Source organism: Bifidobacterium choloepi, assembly GCF_010667615.1.
Lineage (GTDB): Bacteria > Actinomycetota > Actinomycetes > Actinomycetales > Bifidobacteriaceae > Bifidobacterium > Bifidobacterium choloepi.
Genome location: NZ_VYSG01000001.1, coordinates 1,294,674 through 1,312,759, shown reverse-complemented (window position 1 = coordinate 1,312,759; position 18,086 = coordinate 1,294,674). Strand labels below are relative to the sequence as shown.

Here is an 18,086-nt window from a genome sequence, read left to right as displayed (position 1 = left end):
CGCGTCCCGAAACCGGCGAACCATCCCCACCCCCATACCCATGAATGAGGAGCAACGACATGTCTCAAGAAGACACCGTTCTGCGTATGGACAACATCGTCAAGACTTTCGGACCGGTCAAGGCCCTGTCGGGCGTCAACCTCGACGTCAAGCGCGGCGAGATCCACGCGATCTGCGGCGAGAACGGCGCAGGCAAGTCCACCTTGATGAACGTGCTGTCCGGTGTCTATCCATACGGAACCTACGAAGGCACGATCACCTTCGACGGCAAGGAAGCCAAGTACCACACGATCAACGAATCCGAGGCCGACGGCATCGTCATCATCCACCAGGAGCTCGCGCTGAGCCCGTTCCTGTCGATCGCCGAGAACATCTTCATCGGCAACGAGCAGGGCAAGCACGGCATCGTCGACTGGGACCTGACCCGCGCCAAGGCCATCAAGCTGCTCGAGAGGGTTGGCCTGCCGGAGAATCCGGACACGAAGATCCAGGATCTCGGCGTCGGCAAGCAGCAGCTTGTCGAGATCGCGAAGGCGCTGTCCAAGGACGTCAAGCTGCTCATTCTCGACGAGCCGACCGCCGCCCTGAACGACGAGGATTCCGCCCACCTGCTCGACCTGGTCCGCCAGCTGCGCGACGAGCAGGGCGTGACGAGCATCATCATCACGCACAAGCTCAACGAGGTCGCCGCGGTTGCCGACAACGTCACCGTCATCCGCGACGGCCAGACCGTCGGATACATGGAGGTCACGAAGGACAAGCCGCTCGACCAGGACGAACTCATCCGCCTGATGGTCGGCCGCTCGCTGACGAACCTCTATCCGGACCACGAGTCGAACAAGCCCGGCGAGGAATACCTCAAGATCGAGAACTGGACCGTCCACCACCCGAACGATCCGTCCAGGACGATCGTCGACAACGCGAACATCTCGGTCCGCTCCGGCGAGATCGTCGGCCTGGCCGGCCTGATGGGTGCCGGACGCACCGAAATGATGATGAGCGTCTTCGGCCACTCGTACGGCACCGGCATCAGCGGCGACGTCTACGTCAAGGGCAAGAAGATGGAGCTCAACAACGTGCAGGCGGCGATCGACGCCGGCCTCGGCTACGCCAGCGAGGACCGCAAGGGCAACGGCCTGAACCTGCTGCAGAACATCCGCGAGAACGCCTCGATGGCGGCCCTCACGAAGATGAGCAAGCACGGCATCATGGACGACGATCTCGAGCGCAAGCGCGTCGAGGAATTCCGCAGGGAATTCAACATCAAGTGCAACTCGATCGACGTGCTGATCTCCACGCTCTCGGGCGGCAACCAGCAGAAGGTCGTCCTGTCCAAGTGGGTCATTTCCGACCCGGACATCCTGATCCTCGACGAACCGACGCGAGGCATCGACGTCGGCGCGAAGTACGAGATCTACGAGATCATCGACAAGCTCGCGGACGCCGGCAAGGCCGTCATCGTCATTTCCTCCGAACTTCCCGAACTGATCGGCATTTGCGACCGCATCTACACCGTCAGCCAGGGAGTGGTGACCGACAACGTGGACAAGAGCCAATTCACGCAGGAATACCTGATGAAGGGCATGACCAAAGAAAGGGAGGTGGCTGCACGATGAACGCCCCTGTCGCAGCGCCTGCAAAGAAGATGGATCCGAAGAACGCGAAGGATCCGAAGGATAACAAGAACTTCCTGTCCGGCCTGATGAAGAATTCGGGCGGCGGTTCGATCGGCATCATCGGCGCCCTCGTCGTCATCGTCCTCGTCTTCGAGTTCCTGACCGGCGGCGTGCTGCTCAAGCCGAACAGCTTCGTCTCGCTGATCCAGCAGAACGCCTATGTCATCATCCTGGCGATCGGCATGGTGATGGTCATCATCGCCACCCACATCGACCTTTCGGTCGGCGCCGTCGTCGCCTTCATCGGCGGCGTATGCGCCATCCTGATGGAACGGCAAGGCGTCAACTGGATCCTCGCCATCCTCATCTCCCTCGTCGTCGGCCTGATCATCGGCTGCTGGCAGGGCTTCTGGGTCGCCTACGTCGGCATCCCGGGCTTCATCACCACGCTGGCCGGCATGCTGATCTTCCGTGGCCTCGCCACGATCATCGTCGGCGAATCCGTCCCGATCACGTCCCAGCCGTTCCGCGCCATCGCCCGTGACTACCTGCCAAACATCTTCGGATGGTGGGGCGAGTTCGACGGCCTGACCATCGTCGTCGGCATCATCTGCATCGTCGCCTTCGCCTGGTCCGTGCTGCGCAAGCGCCAGCGCGCCGCCAAGAACGGCCTCGAGGTCGGCCCGATGTCCGGCGCCATCGCCAAGATCGTCATCGCCACGCTGCTCATCGGCTTCGTCACCTACCTGCTCGCCCTCTCCGGCAACTCCACGCAGGGCGGCATCCCGATCATGCTGGTCATCCTCGCGGTGCTCGTCTTCGCCTACAACTTCATCCTGTCGAAGACTGTCTTCGGCCGTCATGTCTACGCCGTCGGCGGCAACCGCAAGGCCGCCGTCCTCTCCGGCATCAACACGAAGCTCGTCGACTTCAAGCTGTTCGTCCACATGGGCTTCCTGTCCGCCATCGCCGCCGTCTGCGTCCTGTCCCGCCTGTCCTCGGCAACCGCCCAGACCGGCATGGAATACGAGATGGACGCCATCGCCTCCTGCTTCATCGGCGGCACGGCCGTCACCGGCGGCATCGGCACCATCCCGGGCGCCGTCATCGGCGCACTGGTCATGGGCGTCATCAACCAGGGCCTGTCGATCATGGGCGTCGACTCCGCGGTCGTCAAGACGATCAAGGGCCTGGTCCTGCTCGCCGCCGTCGCGATCGACATCATGACGAAGCGCAAGAAGGCCTGACCTTCCGGCTTCGCCCCTCCGAAAATTGAATAGCCGAACGATTCTCCCGGCTCCGGTCGCCATCCTTCCGGCGGCCGGAGCCGGGGGAACGATTCCTCCGACAGTACTTCACCCGACAACCGGACGAAAGGAGGAGCCCGCCACAGGACACCGAACTCAGCGATGTGGATGAATCGTTCATCCTCTTGAACCAAACCACTGCTTTCCTCTATTCTTTTCTTAATTTCTCTTTCCTTTTCCTGAGTCAGCGAGGACATCATGAAACTCACCACTTCCAGCCGGGCCCGCCTCTACGCCCTGACTTGCCTGGCCACCGTCATCTGGTTCGTGCAGAGCATCACGCAGGCGGAAGCGGACGGCACGCTGTTTTCCTGGTCGTCCATCATCTTCCTGCTGTGCCTGACGGTCGTCATCGGCTACACCGGCTACAGCGCCGTCAAAGACTGGAATGTTCCGGATCCGGCGTCCACGCAACAGGACGACGGCTCGAAGGACACCGACCGCTAGCGACTTCTCCCGCCGGCACAGTTCCTCCGCCGTTTTCCGAATCCGGTGAGTATTTTCACGATTCTCGCCAACTCCGGCGCCGCTCCCTCCACACCGCTGCGGAAGGCGCGGCGCCTTCCATGTCGACTGGCATGGCTTACGGTCGTTCCCGCGCGTTTCATGGATGAAACCACCTGTTTTACGACCTCTTGTATCCGTTTCACAGCTCGCCGCTGGAATCGCGATTGCTTCCGGAACCGGACCATGGTACGCTGGTTTCCAACGCGGTGTGAGCGTTAACAAACTTCAAAAAACACCATTAATCCCCGTCACCGACGACGGCCCCGCACCCAAAGGAGGGTGACATGACCACGAACGAACTGGCAGCCGAGGCAATCCGCACCGGCGCGACGGCGCTCGGCATTGAGTTCGGTTCCACGAGAATCAAGGCGGTCCTGATCGACGGCGAGCGGCACACGCTCGCTGCCGGCGAGCACGAATGGGCCAGCCATCTCGAGAACGGCCTGTGGAGCTACTCGCTCGACGAGATCTGGCGGGGCCTGCAAGACGCGTACGCCCGTCTGGCCAACGACGTCCGGACGACGTACGCCCTCGACCTGACCACGGTCGGGGCCATCGGCTTCTCGGCGATGATGCACGGCTATCTCGCCTTCGACAAGGCCGGCGAGCTGCTCGTGCCGTTCCGCACCTGGCAGAACACGAACACGTCGGTCGCCCACGAAAAGCTCTCCGAACTGTTCCAGTACAACATTCCCGAACGCTGGTCGGTCGCCCACCTCGAGCAGGCCGTGCTTGACGGCGAGCCGCATGTCGGCTCGATCGACTACGTCACCACGCTCGCCGGCTACGTCCACTGGAAGCTGACCGGCCGCCGCGTGCTCGGCATCGGCGACGCCTCCGGCATGTTCCCGATCGACCCGACGACGCACGCCTACGAAGACGGATTCGTCCGCCAGTTCGACGCGCTGCCCGAGATCGAGGCCCAGCCGTGGACCATCGAGCAGCTGCTGCCGACGCCGCTCGTCGCCGGCACCGACGCGGGCTCCTTGACCGCCGACGGCGCACTGCTGCTCGACCCGACCGGCACGCTGCGGCCGGGCATCCCGATGGCACCGCCGGAAGGCGACGCCGGTACCGGCATGGTCGCGACGAACTCGGTGCGCGTGCGCACCGGCAACGTCTCGGCCGGCACGTCGATCTTCGCGACCGTCGTCCTCGAGCACAAGCTCGCCAGGCTCCATCCGGAAGTCGATCTCGTCACGACGCCGTGCGGCGACCTTGCCGGCATGAGCCACGCCAACAACTTCTCGTCCGATCTCAACGCGTGGGTCGGCCTGTTCCGCCAGTTCGCCGAGGCGCTCGGCATGCCGCTGCCGACGAACGAGCTGTTCGCCACGCTGTTCAACCTCGCGATCACCGACTCGGCCGACGCCGACTGCGGCGGCCTGATCTGCTATCCGTTCCGCTCGGGCGAGTTCCTCGCCGGCCTCGAGCAGGGCCGTCCGATGGTCGTGCGCTCCCCCGAGGCACACATGAACCTCGCGAACTTCATGCGCGCCCAGCTGTTCGGCGCGTTCAGCCCGGTCAAGATCGGCATGGACGTCATGACGAAGGACGAGGGCGTCCAGATCGACTCGCTTGTCGGCCACGGCGGCATCTTCGCCACGCCGGTCGTCGCGCAGAAGATCCTCGCCGCCGCGTTCGACACCCCGATCAAGGTGATGTCGACGGCCGCCGAGGGCGGCGCCTGGGGCATGGCCGTCCTCGCGCAGTATCTCCACCACGCCGACAAGCCACTCGCCGACTTCCTCGACGACGACGTCTTCGCCGGCGTGACCGGCACCGTCGAGGAGCCGGATCCGGCCGATGTCGCCGGCTTCGAACGATTCTTTGGCCGCTTCGTCCAGGCTCTCCCGACCGAGCACGCGGCGATCGAGACGATCCCGCTGACCGACTGAATCGGCCACCACAACCGAAATCCACCACCACATCCAATACGAATCCAATACGAAGGGACATCATCATGACCACATTGAAGGATTATGGTCCGGAAGTCGTCGCCGAAGTCAAGCAGGTACGCGAAGTCGTCGCCAGGCTGCACGACCAGCTCGTCAAGTGGAACCTCGTCGTGTGGACCGCCGGCAACGTCTCCCAGCGCCTGCACACCGCCGACCTCATGGTCATCAAGCCCTCCGGCCTGCGCTACGAATACCTCACCCCCTCCAGCATGGTCGTGTGCGACCTCGACGGCAACGTCGTCGACGGCGCCGAGGAGCCCAGCTCCGACACCCTCTCCCACGCCTACATCTACCGGCACATGCCCGACGTGTACGGCGTCGTGCACACCCACTCCACCTACGCGACCGCCTGGGCCGCCACCGGCCAGGACATCCCGTGCGGCCTGACGATGATGGGCGACGAGTTCGGCGGCCCCGTCCCGGTCGGCCCGTTCCGCCTCATCGGCTCGGACGCGATCGGCGAGGGCGTCGTCGAGACCCTGAAGAAGTATCCGTCCTCCCCGGCCGTGCTCATGCAGAACCACGGGCCGTTCACGATCGGCAGGGACGCGGAGGCCGCCGTCAAGGCCGCCGCGATGACCGAGGAAGTCGCCCGCACGATGTGGGCCGCCAGGCAGCTCGGCGAGATCATCGAGATCCCGCAGGAAGACATCGCCAAGTTGAACTACCGCTACCAGAACGTCTACGGACAACACTGACACGGACGAATCGTTCCAATTTTTCCAACCAACCAACCCAAGCACAATCACCCGTTCACGGAGAGTAAAGGAGCTCACGATGACGATGGCCAACCCGTTCGAAGGCAAGGAAATCTGGTTCGGCGTAGGGTCGCAGGACCTGTACGGCGACGAGGCGCTGCGGCAGGTCGCCGAGCAGTCCGCCGAGATTGTCGACGCGCTCAACGCGACCGGCAAGATTCCGGTCAAGCTCGTCCTCAAGCCGACGCTGAAGTCTTCCGACGGCGTCAAGCAGTTCATGACCGAGGCGTCCGCCAACCCGGCCGTCATCGGCATCATCGCCTGGTGCCACACGTTCTCGCCGGCGAAGATGTGGATCCGCGGCCTCGAAGTCCTCACGAAGCCGCTGCTGCAGCTCAACACGCAGCACCACTTCGAGATCCCGTGGGAAACCATCGACATGGACTTCATGAACCTGAACCAGGCCGCCCACGGCGACCGCGAGTTCGGCTACATCCTGACCCGTCTCGGCATCCCGCGCAAGATCGTCGTCGGCCACTACACCGATCCGGAAGTCGCCGAGAAGATCGGCACGTGGGCCCGCGCCTGCGCCGGCTGGGACGCCTCCAACAACATGAAGGTGATGCGCTGGGGCGACAACATGCGCAACGTCGCCGTCACCGAGGGCGACAAGACCGAGGCCGAGCGCGTGTTCGGCGCGTCGATCAACACCTGGTCCGTCAACGAGCTGTGCGACGCGTACGAGCAGGTGAAGGACGACCAGGTCAAGGACATCATCGAGGACTACAAGGCCAAGTACGACGTCGAGGCGTCGCTGCTCGACCCGGCGAAGGACTACGATTCGCTGTACATCGCCGCCAAGGAAGAGGCCGCGATGATCAACATGATGCAGGCCAACGACTGCACGGCCGCCGTCGACAACTTCGAGGATCTCGGCACGCTGCCGCAGCTGCCGGGCGTCGGCGCCCAGCGCCTGCCGTCGGAGTACGGCTACGGCTTCTCGGCCGAAGGCGACTGGAAGACGTCGGTGCTCGTGCGCATCGGCGCCGTCATGGGCTACGGCCTGCCGGGCGGCGCGTCGCTGATGGAGGACTACTCGTACAACTTCGTCGAGGGCCACGAGAAGATCATGGGCTCGCACATGCTGGAAGTCTCCCCGTCGGTCGGCACGATCGCCAAGCCGAAGCTGGAGATCCACCCGCTCGGCATCGGCGGCAAGGCCGATCCGGTCCGCCTCGTCTTCACCGTCGCGCCGCACAAGGACGCCGTCGTCGTCTCGATGGCCGACGTCCGCGAGCGCTTCCGCCTGACGATGAACGTCGTCAACGTCGTCGAGCCCGACGGCTCGCTGAAGAACCTGCCGTGCGCCCGTGCGCTGTGGGCTCCGGAACCGAACCTCAAGGTCTCGGCCGAGTGCTGGCTGATGAGCGGCGCCTCGCACCACACCTGCATGACGACGTCCGTCGGCCGCGAAGCCTGGGAAGACTTCGCCCGCATCGCCGGCGTGGAACTGGCCACCATCGACGCCAACACCACCCCGCAGTCCTTCGAGCGCGACCTGAAGATCGAGGAGATCTACCACCGCCTAGATAACCGCCACTGATCCCACCACGGAGGAGCACCACCTCCTAACTCCCTCTTCAGAGGGAGTCGAAAACGCGAAGCGTTTTCGGTGGGAGTCCGCGGAGCGACGAAGTCGCGGAGCGGTACGGAACGCAAGTGGTCCCGTAGAACTCAAGTTCTACGGGACCACTTGCGTTCCAGCGCGTCCGCGTCGGCCATGCCGACGACGGCCGGTCGACCCCTCGCTTCGCGCTCACGCGCTCAGCGGTCCCCTTCCAGGGGACTTCCTTCCAGGGGACTTTGGCCGAATCAGATGATGCCTTCGGCGACCATCGCGTTGGCGACCTTGAGGAAGCCGGCGATGTTGGCGCCTTCCATCAGGTTGCCTTCGTCGCCGTACTGCTTGGCGGCGGCGAGCGACTCGGCGACGATGTTGTCCATGATGCCCTTGAGCCGTTCGTCGGTCTCCTCGAACGACCAGGACAGGCGGTACGAGTTCTGGCTCATCTCGAGGCCGGAAACGGCCACGCCGCCGGCGTTCGCGGCCTTCGCCGGGCCGTACAGCACGCCGTTCTTCTGGTAGACCTCGATCGCTTCCGGCGTCGACGGCATGTTCGCGCCTTCGCAGACGACGGTGCAGCCGTTCTTGACGAGCGCCCGGGCACCCTCGACGTCGATCTCGTTCTGCGTGGCGCACGGCAGCGCGATGTCGCACGGCACCGTCCACACGCCGCGGCAACCCTCGTGGTATTCGGCGCCGTCGACGCGCTCGGCGTATTCGGCGATGCGGCCGCGGTGGCCGAGCTTGATGTCCTTGACGACGTCCAGGTCAATGCCGGACGGATCGTAGACATAGCCGTTCGAATCCGAGCAGGTGACGACCTTGGCGCCGAGCTGCTGGGCCTTCTCGATCGCGAAGATCGCGACGTTGCCGGAGCCGGAGACGACGACGGTCTTGCCGGCGAACGAATCATTGCGGAGAACCCGCAGCGCTTCCTGCGTGTAGTAGCACAGGCCGTAGCCGGTCGCCTCGGTGCGGGCGAGCGAGCCGCCGAACTCGAGTCCCTTGCCGGTCAGCACGCCGGTGAACTGGTTGGCGAGCCGCTTGTACTGGCCGAACAGGTAGCCGACCTCGCGGGCGCCGACGTTGATGTCGCCGGCCGGAACGTCGGTGAACTGGCCGATGTGGCGGTACAGTTCCGTCATGAACGACTGGCAGAAGCGCATGACTTCGGCGTCTGACTTGCCCTTCGGGTCGAAGTCGGAGCCGCCCTTGCCGCCGCCCATCGGCAGGCCGGTCAGCGAGTTCTTGAAGATCTGCTCGAAGCCGAGGAACTTGATGACGCCTTCGTTGACGGTGGGATGGAAGCGCAGGCCGCCCTTGTACGGGCCGATTGCCGAGTTGAACTGCACGCGGTAGCCGCGGTTGACCTGTACCTTGCCGGCGTCGTCGACCCACGCCACGCGGAACTTCACGAGCCGCTCGGGCTCGACGAGCCGTTCGAGCACGCCCGACGCCTCGTATTCCGGATGGTCCTTGAACACGGGCTGAATCGTCTCGAATACTTCCCGCACGGCCTGCAGGAACTCCGGCTGGTCGCCGTCGCGTTCCTCGACCTTCGCGTACACGCGCTTCACATACTCGTCAGTGAGCATTGTCTCCCCTTTCGGGTGGATGGATAAGTTCAGTCGTCATTGTAGGAAGACTGTCTTCCATTTACACGATTCTTCCGAAAAGCGGCGGCGCGACCATCAAACTGGAGCATACTGGCCTCGTTGCGTTCCGGTGACATGATCTCTCGCGTTCCAGCGCGCTCTTGTCGCCTTCGGCGACATCGGCGGTCGACCCTCAGTCTCGCTACGCTCGACAGCTCCCTTCCAGGGAGCTTTGTTGGTGCCATCCAGAAACAACAGGAATAACTAGCAGTGATGCACCTCGACGGACTTGATCGGACCGGGGTGCTTCGGGACGTTGATCGTGCGGTGGAAGACGGCGTAGACGATCCAGGCGATCGGCATCGTGGCCATCAGGATGACGTAGAACCACTGGATCGGGACGCCGGCGTAGAGGACGCCACCGAGCAGCGGTCCGATCGACATGCCCAGGTCGATGCCGGCATAGTACGTCGTGTTCGCCATGCCGCTGCGTTCCTTGCCGGCGATCAGCACGGCCTGCGCCTGCGTGACCGAGCTCATCAGGCCGTAGCCGAACGCCGTGAAGATGCCGGCGGCCAGCATGACGAGGTTGTTCGTCATGACGGTCAGGCACAGCAGCATCAGCAGGTTGCCGAACGTGCAGATGACCAGGAAGAAGAGGAACGACTTCGTGTCGAACCAGTCCTTCATGAAGATGCGCAGCAGCAGGATCGCGATCGCGTAGAACGGGAAGAACATGCTGACGGCGATCGCCAGGTGGCGGTCGGACGCGTAGTCGACGAGGAACGACTGGTTCGCGAAGTACGGCACGGCGAACATCATGAAGATCAGCGCGATCGGGATGACCTTGACCTCGAACAGCCGGTTGAAGTCGAACTTCGGCGCCTTGACTGGCTTGCCATGGTCGGCCAGCGACCGGTTCTCGACGACTTCCTCGGTCGCCGTCGCGACGGCCTCCGGCAGCGGCTCGCCGGGCCTCTCCCCCGCCTCGACCTGGCGGACGAATCGTTCCTTCTTCCTCGACAGCGGCAGCCCCGGATCCCTGACGAGCACGACGCACAGCACCATCAGCACGGCGAGCGCCGCGCCGACGAGGAACGTCGGCCGGTAGCCGACCATTTTCGACAGCTTGATGCCGAGCGCCGGGCCGATCGCCTGCGCGAGCGCGTTCATCGTGCCGTACAGGCCCATGCCGGCGCCCATGCGGCTGATCGGCAGCAGCATGGCCATCCACGTCGACAGGCATACCGAGCAGCACGCGAAACCGACGCCGTTGACAATGCGCGCGAGCAGCAGCGAGAGCTCGTTGCCGGCGCAGGCGTACCAGACATCGGCCACGACGTAGATCGCGGCGCCGGCGAACGCGAGCACGCGCTTGCTCGTCTTGTCGGCGAGGTTGCCGGCGACCGGCCGGCAGAACAGCGACGTCAGCGTCAGCGCCGCCGCGACGACGCCCATCATCACGCCGTTCGCGCCGAGCGAGCCGGAGTAGCCGGCGATGATCGGGTTGCCGAGCATGTTCGCGGCCATGAAGAAGAACGTCGCGCCCATGATCAGCGCCACGTCGCGCGTGATGAGTTTCTCCTTGTGGTTCGTCGCGTCTGCCATGGCATCCTCTTTGTTTCGGGAACGATTCGCGCGGACGGATCGTTCCCGCCCGGCAATGTCGCTACCAAGCTACGCTGACCAGTCCCCTTGACGCCGCGAATCCCGACGCCGGGCCCGGGTTTGTGACACCAGGGAAGCAGCTAGACAAATGTTTTCAGCTTGACGAAAACACGGCACCGCCATGCGGAACGGTGACAGGATCGCCGGCTTACTGTAGTTAGACTGAGCTGCACGACGGGGGATGTTTTCGGGAAAACCAAGCCGATGCGGCGGGTGATCGGCCTACGGATGACCGGCCCGCGACTTTCCATACCCAGCCCCCGGCGAGGCGAACCAGTCCCAACCAAAGGAGGCGTCATGCTGGACGGATTCAAGAAATTCATTGCGCGCGGAAACATGGTCGACATGGCAGTCGGCGTCATCATGGGCGCCGCGGTCACGACCGTCGTCAACTCGATCGTCGACGACGTCATCAATCCGCTGATTGCCATGATCTTCGGCAAGCCGGATCTGAGCAACACGTGGACGATCACGTACAACGGGGCGACGGTTTCGTTCGGCGCCGTGCTCAATGCCGTCATCAACTTCCTGCTCATCGCGATCGCCGTGTACTTCTGCATCGTGCTGCCGATCAACAAGTTCCGCGACTTCACGCAGGCCCAGATGGCCAAGCACCGCGGCAAGGACACCGCCGATGTCGCGAAGGAAGACGCCGACCTGTCGCCGGACGAGCAGACCGTCATCCTGCTGCAGGAGATTCGCGATTCGCTGAAGAAGCAGAATGAGGCCGCCGAGGCCGAGGCCCGCGAGGCGAAGCACGCCACGAAGTAAGGCCGTGTCACGAGCTCCCTGGAAGGGAGCTGGCCGCGAAGCGGCCTGAGGGTCGACCGCACGATGCCGCCGAAGGCGGCGAGTGCGCGCTGGAAGTCGAGAAGTCCCGTACGACTGAGGTTTTACGGGACTTCTTGCGTTCCAGCGCGTCCGCGCGCCTTCGGCGCGACGGCCGGTCGACCCTCAGCCTGGCCCCGCTCGGCAGCTCCCTTCCAGGGCGCTATTTTTCCGGTATTTTCCGCCGACAGCGACGGCGGATGACGGCGGTCCCGTAGGCTGGAGGGGTGATTGCCTACGTCAGCCTGTTCAGTTCATCGTTCACGCTCGCCCTGATGCTGTGGCCGGTCGTGTCCGCCGTGCTCACGCTGCCGATCCTCGCGTTCATCTATCACCGCAACCACTTGCTGACGTGGGGATCGGCGATCACGTCCTACGTTGCCGTGCTGTACGCGCTCGGCCTGCTGACATTCACGCAGTTTCCGGCACCGAGCGACCCGACGAAATTCTGCGCGACGCACCATTACGGCCCGCAGCTCGACCTGTTCGCGTTCGTGCCGCAGCTGTTGCACGGCGGCCTGACCGACCAGCTGCAGCTGCTGATGAACGTCGTCTTCTTCCTGCCGATGGGCTTCATGCTGTGCCGGTGGGCGAAGTGGAAATGGTATGTCGCCATCCCGTTCGCGTTCTGCTGCTCGGCGTTCATCGAGACGACGCAGCTGACCGGCGTCTGGGGGCTCTATCCGTGCGCGTTCCGGCATTTCGACGTCGACGACATGCTGACGAACACGACCGGCGCGATTCTCGGCTACATCGTCGGCGCCATCTACACGCATTTCGTGCCGCAGAAGGTCGACGTGACGCCCGGACTCGTCACGAAGCCCGGTTTCGTGCACCGCATGGTCTCGATGGCGATCGACTTCCTGTGCGCGTTCCTCGTCTACTTCGTCGTGTCACTCGCGTTCATCCACCTGTTCTACAAGGTCGCCACGCCGCTGGCCGACGGCACGTTCTACCTGGTCCAGTGGACCGTCGACACGAACCTGCTCCAGCTCGGCGTCTGGGCCATTGCGCTCGTCTCGTTCCTGATCTTCGAGCTGTGGATTCCGGCCACGCACGACGGCCGCACGCTCGGCGCGATGTACACGCACATGACCGTCGAGACGAAGGTGCGTCGCGGCTGGGCGCGCGTCGGCTTCTACTTCCTGCGCACCGTCGTCCTCGGCGCGCTGTTCCTGCTGATGGTCACGTGGGACGCCCGCTTCTGGATCGTCCTCGGCGCGCTGCTCGTCCTGTGGATCTTCACCCGCCGCATGCCCTGGGACTTCATCCCCGGCCAGCGACGCAACGCCTGATAATTCGCGATATCAACAAGAAAGGTTTCTTCGCCTTCTCACGTCCCAGCGCGCGGCTACGCCGCAGCGACCCCCAGTCGCCTTCGGCGACAGCTCCCTTCCAGGGAGCCTTGTCCCGGACGGACTGCGCTGGTGGAAGGAATGACAGCGAAACGGAAGAATCGTTCCCTAATCTGGACGGTATGACAGCGAAGCAGAACAGCAGCAGGAAGACGGCGCCCGTGGAGCCGAAACGCAAGCAGAAGGCGAGCGCCAACCGGGCGCTGATGGCGCAGTCGGCGCGGCGGCAGACGACGCTGACGGCGCGGCAGCTGCACGAGCACCGGCAGGAAATCGCCGACGCCGGCGAGTACCGCGAGCGCCGCAAGCAGCTGATGGAGAAGCCGCTGATGCGCGGCTGGATCCACCTCGTGACGTTCCCGCTGTGCGTCGCCGCGTCGATTGTCCTGATCTGCCTGGCGCCGGCGGGCGCGATGAAGGCGGCCGTCAGCATCTACTCGGCGACGGCGATGCTGCTGTTCGGCGTCTCGGCCGCGCTGCACATCGGCCACGGCCACGTGTACACGCGCATCGACAGCATCCTCGTCCGCATCGACTACTCGAATATCTTCCTCGTCATCGCCGGCACGAATACGCCATTCCTGTTCGCGATCACGAACACGACGGTCCGGTGGGTCTACCTCGTCGTGATCTGGGCCGTCGCGCTGATCGGCACGGCCGTCCACCTCGTCTTTCCCGACGGCCTCGACTGGCTGTTCACGATTGTCTACTGCGTGCTGGGCCTGGCGCCGTTCACGATCATCCACCTGTTCTGGACGTCGCCGTACATCGGCCCGGTGCCGACCATCCTGCTGATCTGCGGCGGCGCGGCCTACATTCTCGGCGCCGTCTGCTTCGCGCTGCGCAAGCCCAACCCCTGGCCGCGCGTCTTCGGCTACCACGAGCTGTTCCATTTGGGCACCGTGATCGGATATGCCTGTCATTTGGTGGCCATTTTCATGACGGTGTGTGCCATGCGCTGAGGACACTTCGCACTTTCCAAGAGGTCATTTGGAAAGTGCGAAGTTTGACACGCTTTTTCAGATCAAAAAATGGCGACATTTGGCCATTTTCTGGCCATGATTACGTTTGCCGCCTACCAAAAACTTCGCACTTTCCAAATGCCCCGCCGGAAAGTGCGAAGTCGGTCGGATATGAAAACACCACCCATCCTTCAAAACCAGACAGGTGGTGCTTAAGTATGTAATTTTCAGGCCCATTCGTTGCCGGACAGGGGCCCGATCATCGCGACAGGTGACTCAGTCGTCGCCGAGGGTGACGTGGACGCCGCCGACGAGCAGGCCGATGACGTTGTAGAGCAGCGCGAAGATCGTCGCAAGCAGCGTCAGCAGGATGATCTCGACGATCGAGAAGATCGAGACGGCCGACAGGATGGTCGGCAGCGACAGGATATTGGTCAGGTCGATGCCGCTCGAGTCGAGGCCGGCCGACGAGAAGATCTGGTTGACCTGGTCGAAGACGCCGACGACCTTGAGCAGCGACCACAGCAGCGTGACGGCGACGATCTGGATGATGGCGCCGGCGAGCGAAAGCATGAAGGCGACCTTGGCGACCGACCAGGCGTCGACGCGGGTCAGCGACAGGTTCATGCGGCGGGCGCGCGGCTTCTTGTCCTTCTTGCGGCGCACCGGGCGGACCGGACGGTTCTCGTCGGGGCGGTCCTTGTCGGCGATCAGCGGCTGGTTCGACGCGGAACGGGCGACGCGCGGCGAGGCGCCGGCGTTCTTGCCGTGGCCGCGGGCCTGGCGACCGGCGGCCTGGCCGCTCTCCTGGTCCGCGCCGTCGCCGGCGCCCCCGAAGACCTGCGTGGCGGACGGATCGGCATCCTGCGGAGTGCTGCTGCCGAGCGTATTGCCCTGGGAATTGTCGCTCATCCAAACTCCTTCAATGAATCTCTGTGACTCTCAACGAATCGAAATGAATCGATGCCATCGTCCGACGCGCCGGGACGGCTTACTCACAAGACTAACTGCCGAGCCTACCAGCGCAAGCCGACGATCGAAAGGTTTTTGGACACCGGCTTTCAGCAACATTTCAGGTACGATTCTTCCGCCCTGTCATCTCCTCCCCCGATGTCACAAACCCGGGCTGCGGGGCTCGGGTTTGTGACATCGGGAAAACAAATCCCCGAAGAGGGATTGCCGGGCAACGCAGCCGCGAAGCGAGGCGATCTCTTCCGGGGGATTTGCATTGCCGACTTATTCGGCCTGTTCGGGGACTTCCTCGGTGGTGGCGCCGGAGCCGTTGTCGACGGTCACGGTCGGGATGCCTTCGGCGGCGACTTCGGTGGCCTTGTCGGAAGCGCCGGTGCCTTCGGCCTCGGCGGCTTCCTCGGAGGCGGCTTCCTCCTCGTCCTTCTCGGCGTTGCGGGCGATCGAGATGATCTCGTCGTTCTTGTCCGGCTTGGCGAGCGTGACGCCCTGGGTGTTGCGGCCGGTGCGGTTGACCTCGTTGACGTCGGAGCGGATGACCTTGCCGGACTTCATGATCGCGAGGATCTGGTCGTCCTCCTCCACGACGACGGCGCCGACCAGGTGGCCGCGGCCCTCGGCGAGCTGGACGGCCTTGACGCCGTAGCCGTTGCGGCCCTGCAGGCGGTACTCGGAGATCGCGGTGCGCTTGGCGAAGCCCTCGTTCGTGACGACGAGGAGGTCCTTGTCGGCGTCGCCCCAGACGACGTCCATCGACAGCAGTTCGTCGCCCTCGCGGAACTTCATGCCCTGGACGCCGGCGGTCTGGCGGCCCATCGGGCGCAGCTGCTCGTCGTCGGCCTTGAACTTGAGGCTCATGCCGAGCTTGGAGACGAGGATGATGTCGTCGTCGGCGTTGCACAGGCCGGCGCCGATCAGCTCGTCGGCGTTCGAGCCGTCCTCGTCCGCGTTGAGGCGGACGGCGATGAGGCCGCCCTGGCGCGGGGAATCGTACTCGGACAGGCGCGTCTTCTTGACGCGGCCGGAACGCGTGGCCAGCACCAGGTAGTCGGCGACCTCGTAGTTCGGGATCGCGAGGACGGCCTGGATCTGCTCGTCGGGCGCGAACTGCAGCAGGTTGGCGACGTGCTGGCCCTTCGAGTCGCGCGAGCCTTCCGGCAGCTCGTACGCCTTGATGCGGTAGACGCGGCCCTTGTTCGTGAAGAACAGCAGCCAGTTGTGGGTGCTGGTCAGGAAGAAGTGGTCGACGACGTCGTCCTCGCGCAGGCGCGTGCCCTTGATGCCCTTGCCGCCGCGGTGCTGGGCGCGGTATTCGGTGGCCTTCGTGCGCTTGATGAAGCCGGAGTGCGTGACGGTGACGACGACGTTCTCCTCGGCGATCAGGTCCTCGACGTTCATCTCGCCGGAGTACGGCAGGATCTGCGTGCGGCGGTCGTCGCCGTAGCGGGCCACGATCTCGTCGAGCTCGTCGCCGACGATCTGGCGCTGGCGTTCCGGACGGGCGAGGATGTCCTCGTAGTCGGCGATCTTGCGCATGAGTTCCTCGTGCTCGTCGAGGATCTTCTGGCGTTCGAGGGCGGCCAGGCGGCGCAGCTGCATCGCGAGGATGGCGTCGGCCTGGACCTCGTCGACGTCGAGCAGCCCCATCAGGCCGGTGCGCGCCGTCTCGACGGTCGCGGACGAGCGGATGAGCTTGATGACCTCGTCGATCATGTCGAGGGCCTTGAGGTAGCCCTGCAGAATATGGTCGCGCTCCTCGGCTTCCCGCTTCAGGTACGCAGTGCGCCGCGCAATGACGTCCAGCTGGTGCGAGACCCAGTGGCGGATGAACGCGTCCAGAGACAGCGTCCGCGGCACCCCGTCCACCAGCGCCAGCATGTTCGCGCCGAACGTCTGCTGCAGCTGCGAGTGCTTGTAGAGGTTGTTGAGCACCACCTTCGGCACGGCGTCGCGCTTGAGGACCAGCACCAGGCGCTGGCCGGTGCGGCCCGACGTCTCGTCGCGCATGTCGGCGATGCCGGTGATCTTGCCGTCGCGGACGGCCTCGCGGATCGAGACGACCAGGCGGTCCGGGTTGACCTGGTACGGCAGCTCGGTGATGACGAGGCACATGCGGCCGTTGATTTCCTCGGTGTTGACGACGGCGCGCATCGTGATCAGGCCGCGGCCGGTACGGTACGCCTGCTCGATGCCCTTGTGGCCCAGGATCGTCGCGCCGGTCGGGAAGTCCGGTCCCTTGATGCGCTGCATCAGCGCCTCGAGCAGCTCCTCGCGGGACGCTTCCGGATGGTCGAGCGCCCAGTGGACGCCGTCGGCGACCTCGCGCATGTTGTGAGGCGGAATGTTCGTCGCCATGCCGACCGCGATGCCCGAGGAACCGTTGACGAGCAGGTTCGGGAACCTCGCCGGCAGCACGGTCGGTTCCTGCGTCTTGCCGTCGTAGTTCGGCACGAAGTCGACGGTGTCCTTGTCGATGTCGCGCACCATCTCCATTGCGAGCGGCGCCATGCGGCATTCGGTGTAACGCATGGCGGCGGCCGGATCGTCGCCTGGGGAGCCGAAGTTGCCCTGGCCGTCGACGAGCATGTAGCGCATCGACCAGCTCTGTGCCATGCGCACGAGCGTCTCGTAGATCGCCGAGTCGCCGTGCGGATGGTACTTGCCCATGACGTCGCCGACGACGCGGGAGCACTTGTTGTAGCCGCGGTCGGGACGGTAGCCGCCGTCGTACATCGCGTAGATGACGCGGCGGTGCACCGGCTTCATGCCGTCGCGCACGTCCGGCAGCGCGCGCTCGACGATGACGGAGAGGGCGTACGACAGGTACGACTGCCGCATCTCCTCCTGCAGGTCGACCGGCTGGATGCGTTCGCCGGTCATCAGGCCGTAATCGGTCGTGTCGCTTTCCTGAGGGCTCAGCGGCTCCAGCGAGCCGTCGGGCAGCGGCTGCTCGTGTTCGGAGCCAAATTCTGTGGGTTCGTCTGCCACTGTTCTTCCTT

At 64.3% G+C, this 18,086-nt stretch carries 13 protein-coding genes; 9 read left to right on the top strand and 4 right to left on the bottom strand.

What is annotated here, in order from left to right:
- Nucleotides 1-59: 59 nt before the first annotated feature.
- The 6 genes from F6S87_RS05190 (at nt 60) to araA (ending at nt 7,689) form a co-directional block, all read left to right on the top strand.
- A complete protein-coding gene (locus F6S87_RS05190; protein WP_163227491.1) occupies nt 60-1,616 on the top strand; it encodes a sugar ABC transporter ATP-binding protein in 1,557 nt (518 codons plus the stop codon).
- A gap of 86 nt (nt 1,617-1,702) precedes the next feature.
- Complete coding sequence (mmsB, locus tag F6S87_RS05185; protein ID WP_231129394.1) at nt 1,703-2,863, top strand: multiple monosaccharide ABC transporter permease; 1,161 nt, start codon at nt 1,703-1,705, stop codon at nt 2,861-2,863.
- A 258-nt stretch (nt 2,864-3,121) separates the two neighbouring features.
- Nucleotides 3,122-3,370 (top strand): carbon starvation protein, encoded by a 249-nt coding sequence (locus F6S87_RS05180; protein WP_196779085.1) that lies wholly within the window; start codon nt 3,122-3,124, stop codon nt 3,368-3,370.
- A 344-nt stretch (nt 3,371-3,714) separates the two neighbouring features.
- Nucleotides 3,715-5,328 (top strand): xylulokinase, encoded by a 1,614-nt coding sequence (locus tag F6S87_RS05175; protein ID WP_163227489.1) that lies wholly within the window; start codon nt 3,715-3,717, stop codon nt 5,326-5,328.
- Between the two features lie 65 nt (nt 5,329-5,393).
- Nucleotides 5,394-6,086 (top strand): L-ribulose-5-phosphate 4-epimerase, encoded by a 693-nt coding sequence (locus F6S87_RS05170; protein WP_163227488.1) that lies wholly within the window; start codon nt 5,394-5,396, stop codon nt 6,084-6,086.
- A 79-nt stretch (nt 6,087-6,165) separates the two neighbouring features.
- Nucleotides 6,166-7,689, top strand: coding sequence for an L-arabinose isomerase (araA, locus tag F6S87_RS05165; protein WP_163227487.1), 1,524 nt, complete (start codon nt 6,166-6,168; stop codon nt 7,687-7,689).
- A gap of 269 nt (nt 7,690-7,958) precedes the next feature.
- Here the strand turns inward: araA and gdhA are convergent, their stop codons facing one another.
- Entirely contained in the window at nt 7,959-9,305 is a 1,347-nt protein-coding gene (gene gdhA, locus F6S87_RS05160) for an NADP-specific glutamate dehydrogenase (protein WP_163227486.1), read from the bottom strand.
- Between the two features lie 264 nt (nt 9,306-9,569).
- A complete protein-coding gene (locus tag F6S87_RS05155) occupies nt 9,570-10,913 on the bottom strand; it encodes an MFS transporter (protein WP_163227485.1) in 1,344 nt (447 codons plus the stop codon).
- Between the two features lie 357 nt (nt 10,914-11,270).
- Here F6S87_RS05155 and mscL point away from each other — a divergent pair, with 357 nt between their 5' ends.
- The 3 genes from mscL (at nt 11,271) to trhA (ending at nt 14,118) form a co-directional block, all read left to right on the top strand.
- Nucleotides 11,271-11,744, top strand: a complete 474-nt coding sequence (gene mscL, locus F6S87_RS05150; protein WP_163227484.1) for a large conductance mechanosensitive channel protein MscL — start codon at nt 11,271-11,273, stop codon at nt 11,742-11,744.
- A gap of 284 nt (nt 11,745-12,028) precedes the next feature.
- Nucleotides 12,029-13,096 carry a VanZ family protein gene (locus F6S87_RS05145; RefSeq protein WP_331270754.1) on the top strand — a complete coding sequence of 356 codons (1,068 nt, stop codon included), beginning with the start codon at nt 12,029-12,031 and terminating at the stop codon, nt 13,094-13,096.
- A gap of 182 nt (nt 13,097-13,278) precedes the next feature.
- Entirely contained in the window at nt 13,279-14,118 is an 840-nt protein-coding gene (trhA, locus tag F6S87_RS05140) for a PAQR family membrane homeostasis protein TrhA (protein ID WP_231129343.1), read from the top strand.
- 276 nt (nt 14,119-14,394) lie between these two features.
- Here the strand turns inward: trhA and F6S87_RS05135 are convergent, their stop codons facing one another.
- Nucleotides 14,395-15,030, bottom strand: coding sequence for a DUF3566 domain-containing protein (locus F6S87_RS05135; protein WP_163227483.1), 636 nt, complete (start codon nt 15,028-15,030; stop codon nt 14,395-14,397).
- A gap of 324 nt (nt 15,031-15,354) precedes the next feature.
- Nucleotides 15,355-18,075, bottom strand: a complete 2,721-nt coding sequence (gyrA, locus tag F6S87_RS05130) for a DNA gyrase subunit A (RefSeq protein WP_163227482.1) — start codon at nt 18,073-18,075, stop codon at nt 15,355-15,357.
- Nucleotides 18,076-18,086 lie beyond the last annotated feature (11 nt).

Excerpts from the sequence above, each read along its gene's own strand:
- araA (WP_163227487.1), top strand. The coding sequence starts at position 6,166 with ATGACGATGGCCAACCCGTTCGAAGGCAAGGAAATCTGGTTCGGCGTA.
- gdhA (WP_163227486.1), bottom strand. The coding sequence starts at position 9,305 with ATGCTCACTGACGAGTATGTGAAGCGCGTGTACGCGAAGGTCGAGGAA.
- mmsB (WP_231129394.1), top strand. The coding sequence starts at position 1,703 with ATGAAGAATTCGGGCGGCGGTTCGATCGGCATCATCGGCGCCCTCGTC.
- mscL (WP_163227484.1), top strand. The coding sequence starts at position 11,271 with ATGCTGGACGGATTCAAGAAATTCATTGCGCGCGGAAACATGGTCGAC.
- F6S87_RS05135 (WP_163227483.1), bottom strand. The coding sequence starts at position 15,030 with ATGAGCGACAATTCCCAGGGCAATACGCTCGGCAGCAGCACTCCGCAG.
- F6S87_RS05170 (WP_163227488.1), top strand. The coding sequence starts at position 5,394 with ATGACCACATTGAAGGATTATGGTCCGGAAGTCGTCGCCGAAGTCAAG.
- trhA (WP_231129343.1), top strand. The coding sequence starts at position 13,279 with ATGACAGCGAAGCAGAACAGCAGCAGGAAGACGGCGCCCGTGGAGCCG.
- F6S87_RS05190 (WP_163227491.1), top strand. The coding sequence starts at position 60 with ATGTCTCAAGAAGACACCGTTCTGCGTATGGACAACATCGTCAAGACT.
- F6S87_RS05180 (WP_196779085.1), top strand. The coding sequence starts at position 3,122 with ATGAAACTCACCACTTCCAGCCGGGCCCGCCTCTACGCCCTGACTTGC.
- F6S87_RS05155 (WP_163227485.1), bottom strand. The coding sequence starts at position 10,913 with ATGGCAGACGCGACGAACCACAAGGAGAAACTCATCACGCGCGACGTG.
- F6S87_RS05175 (WP_163227489.1), top strand. The coding sequence starts at position 3,715 with ATGACCACGAACGAACTGGCAGCCGAGGCAATCCGCACCGGCGCGACG.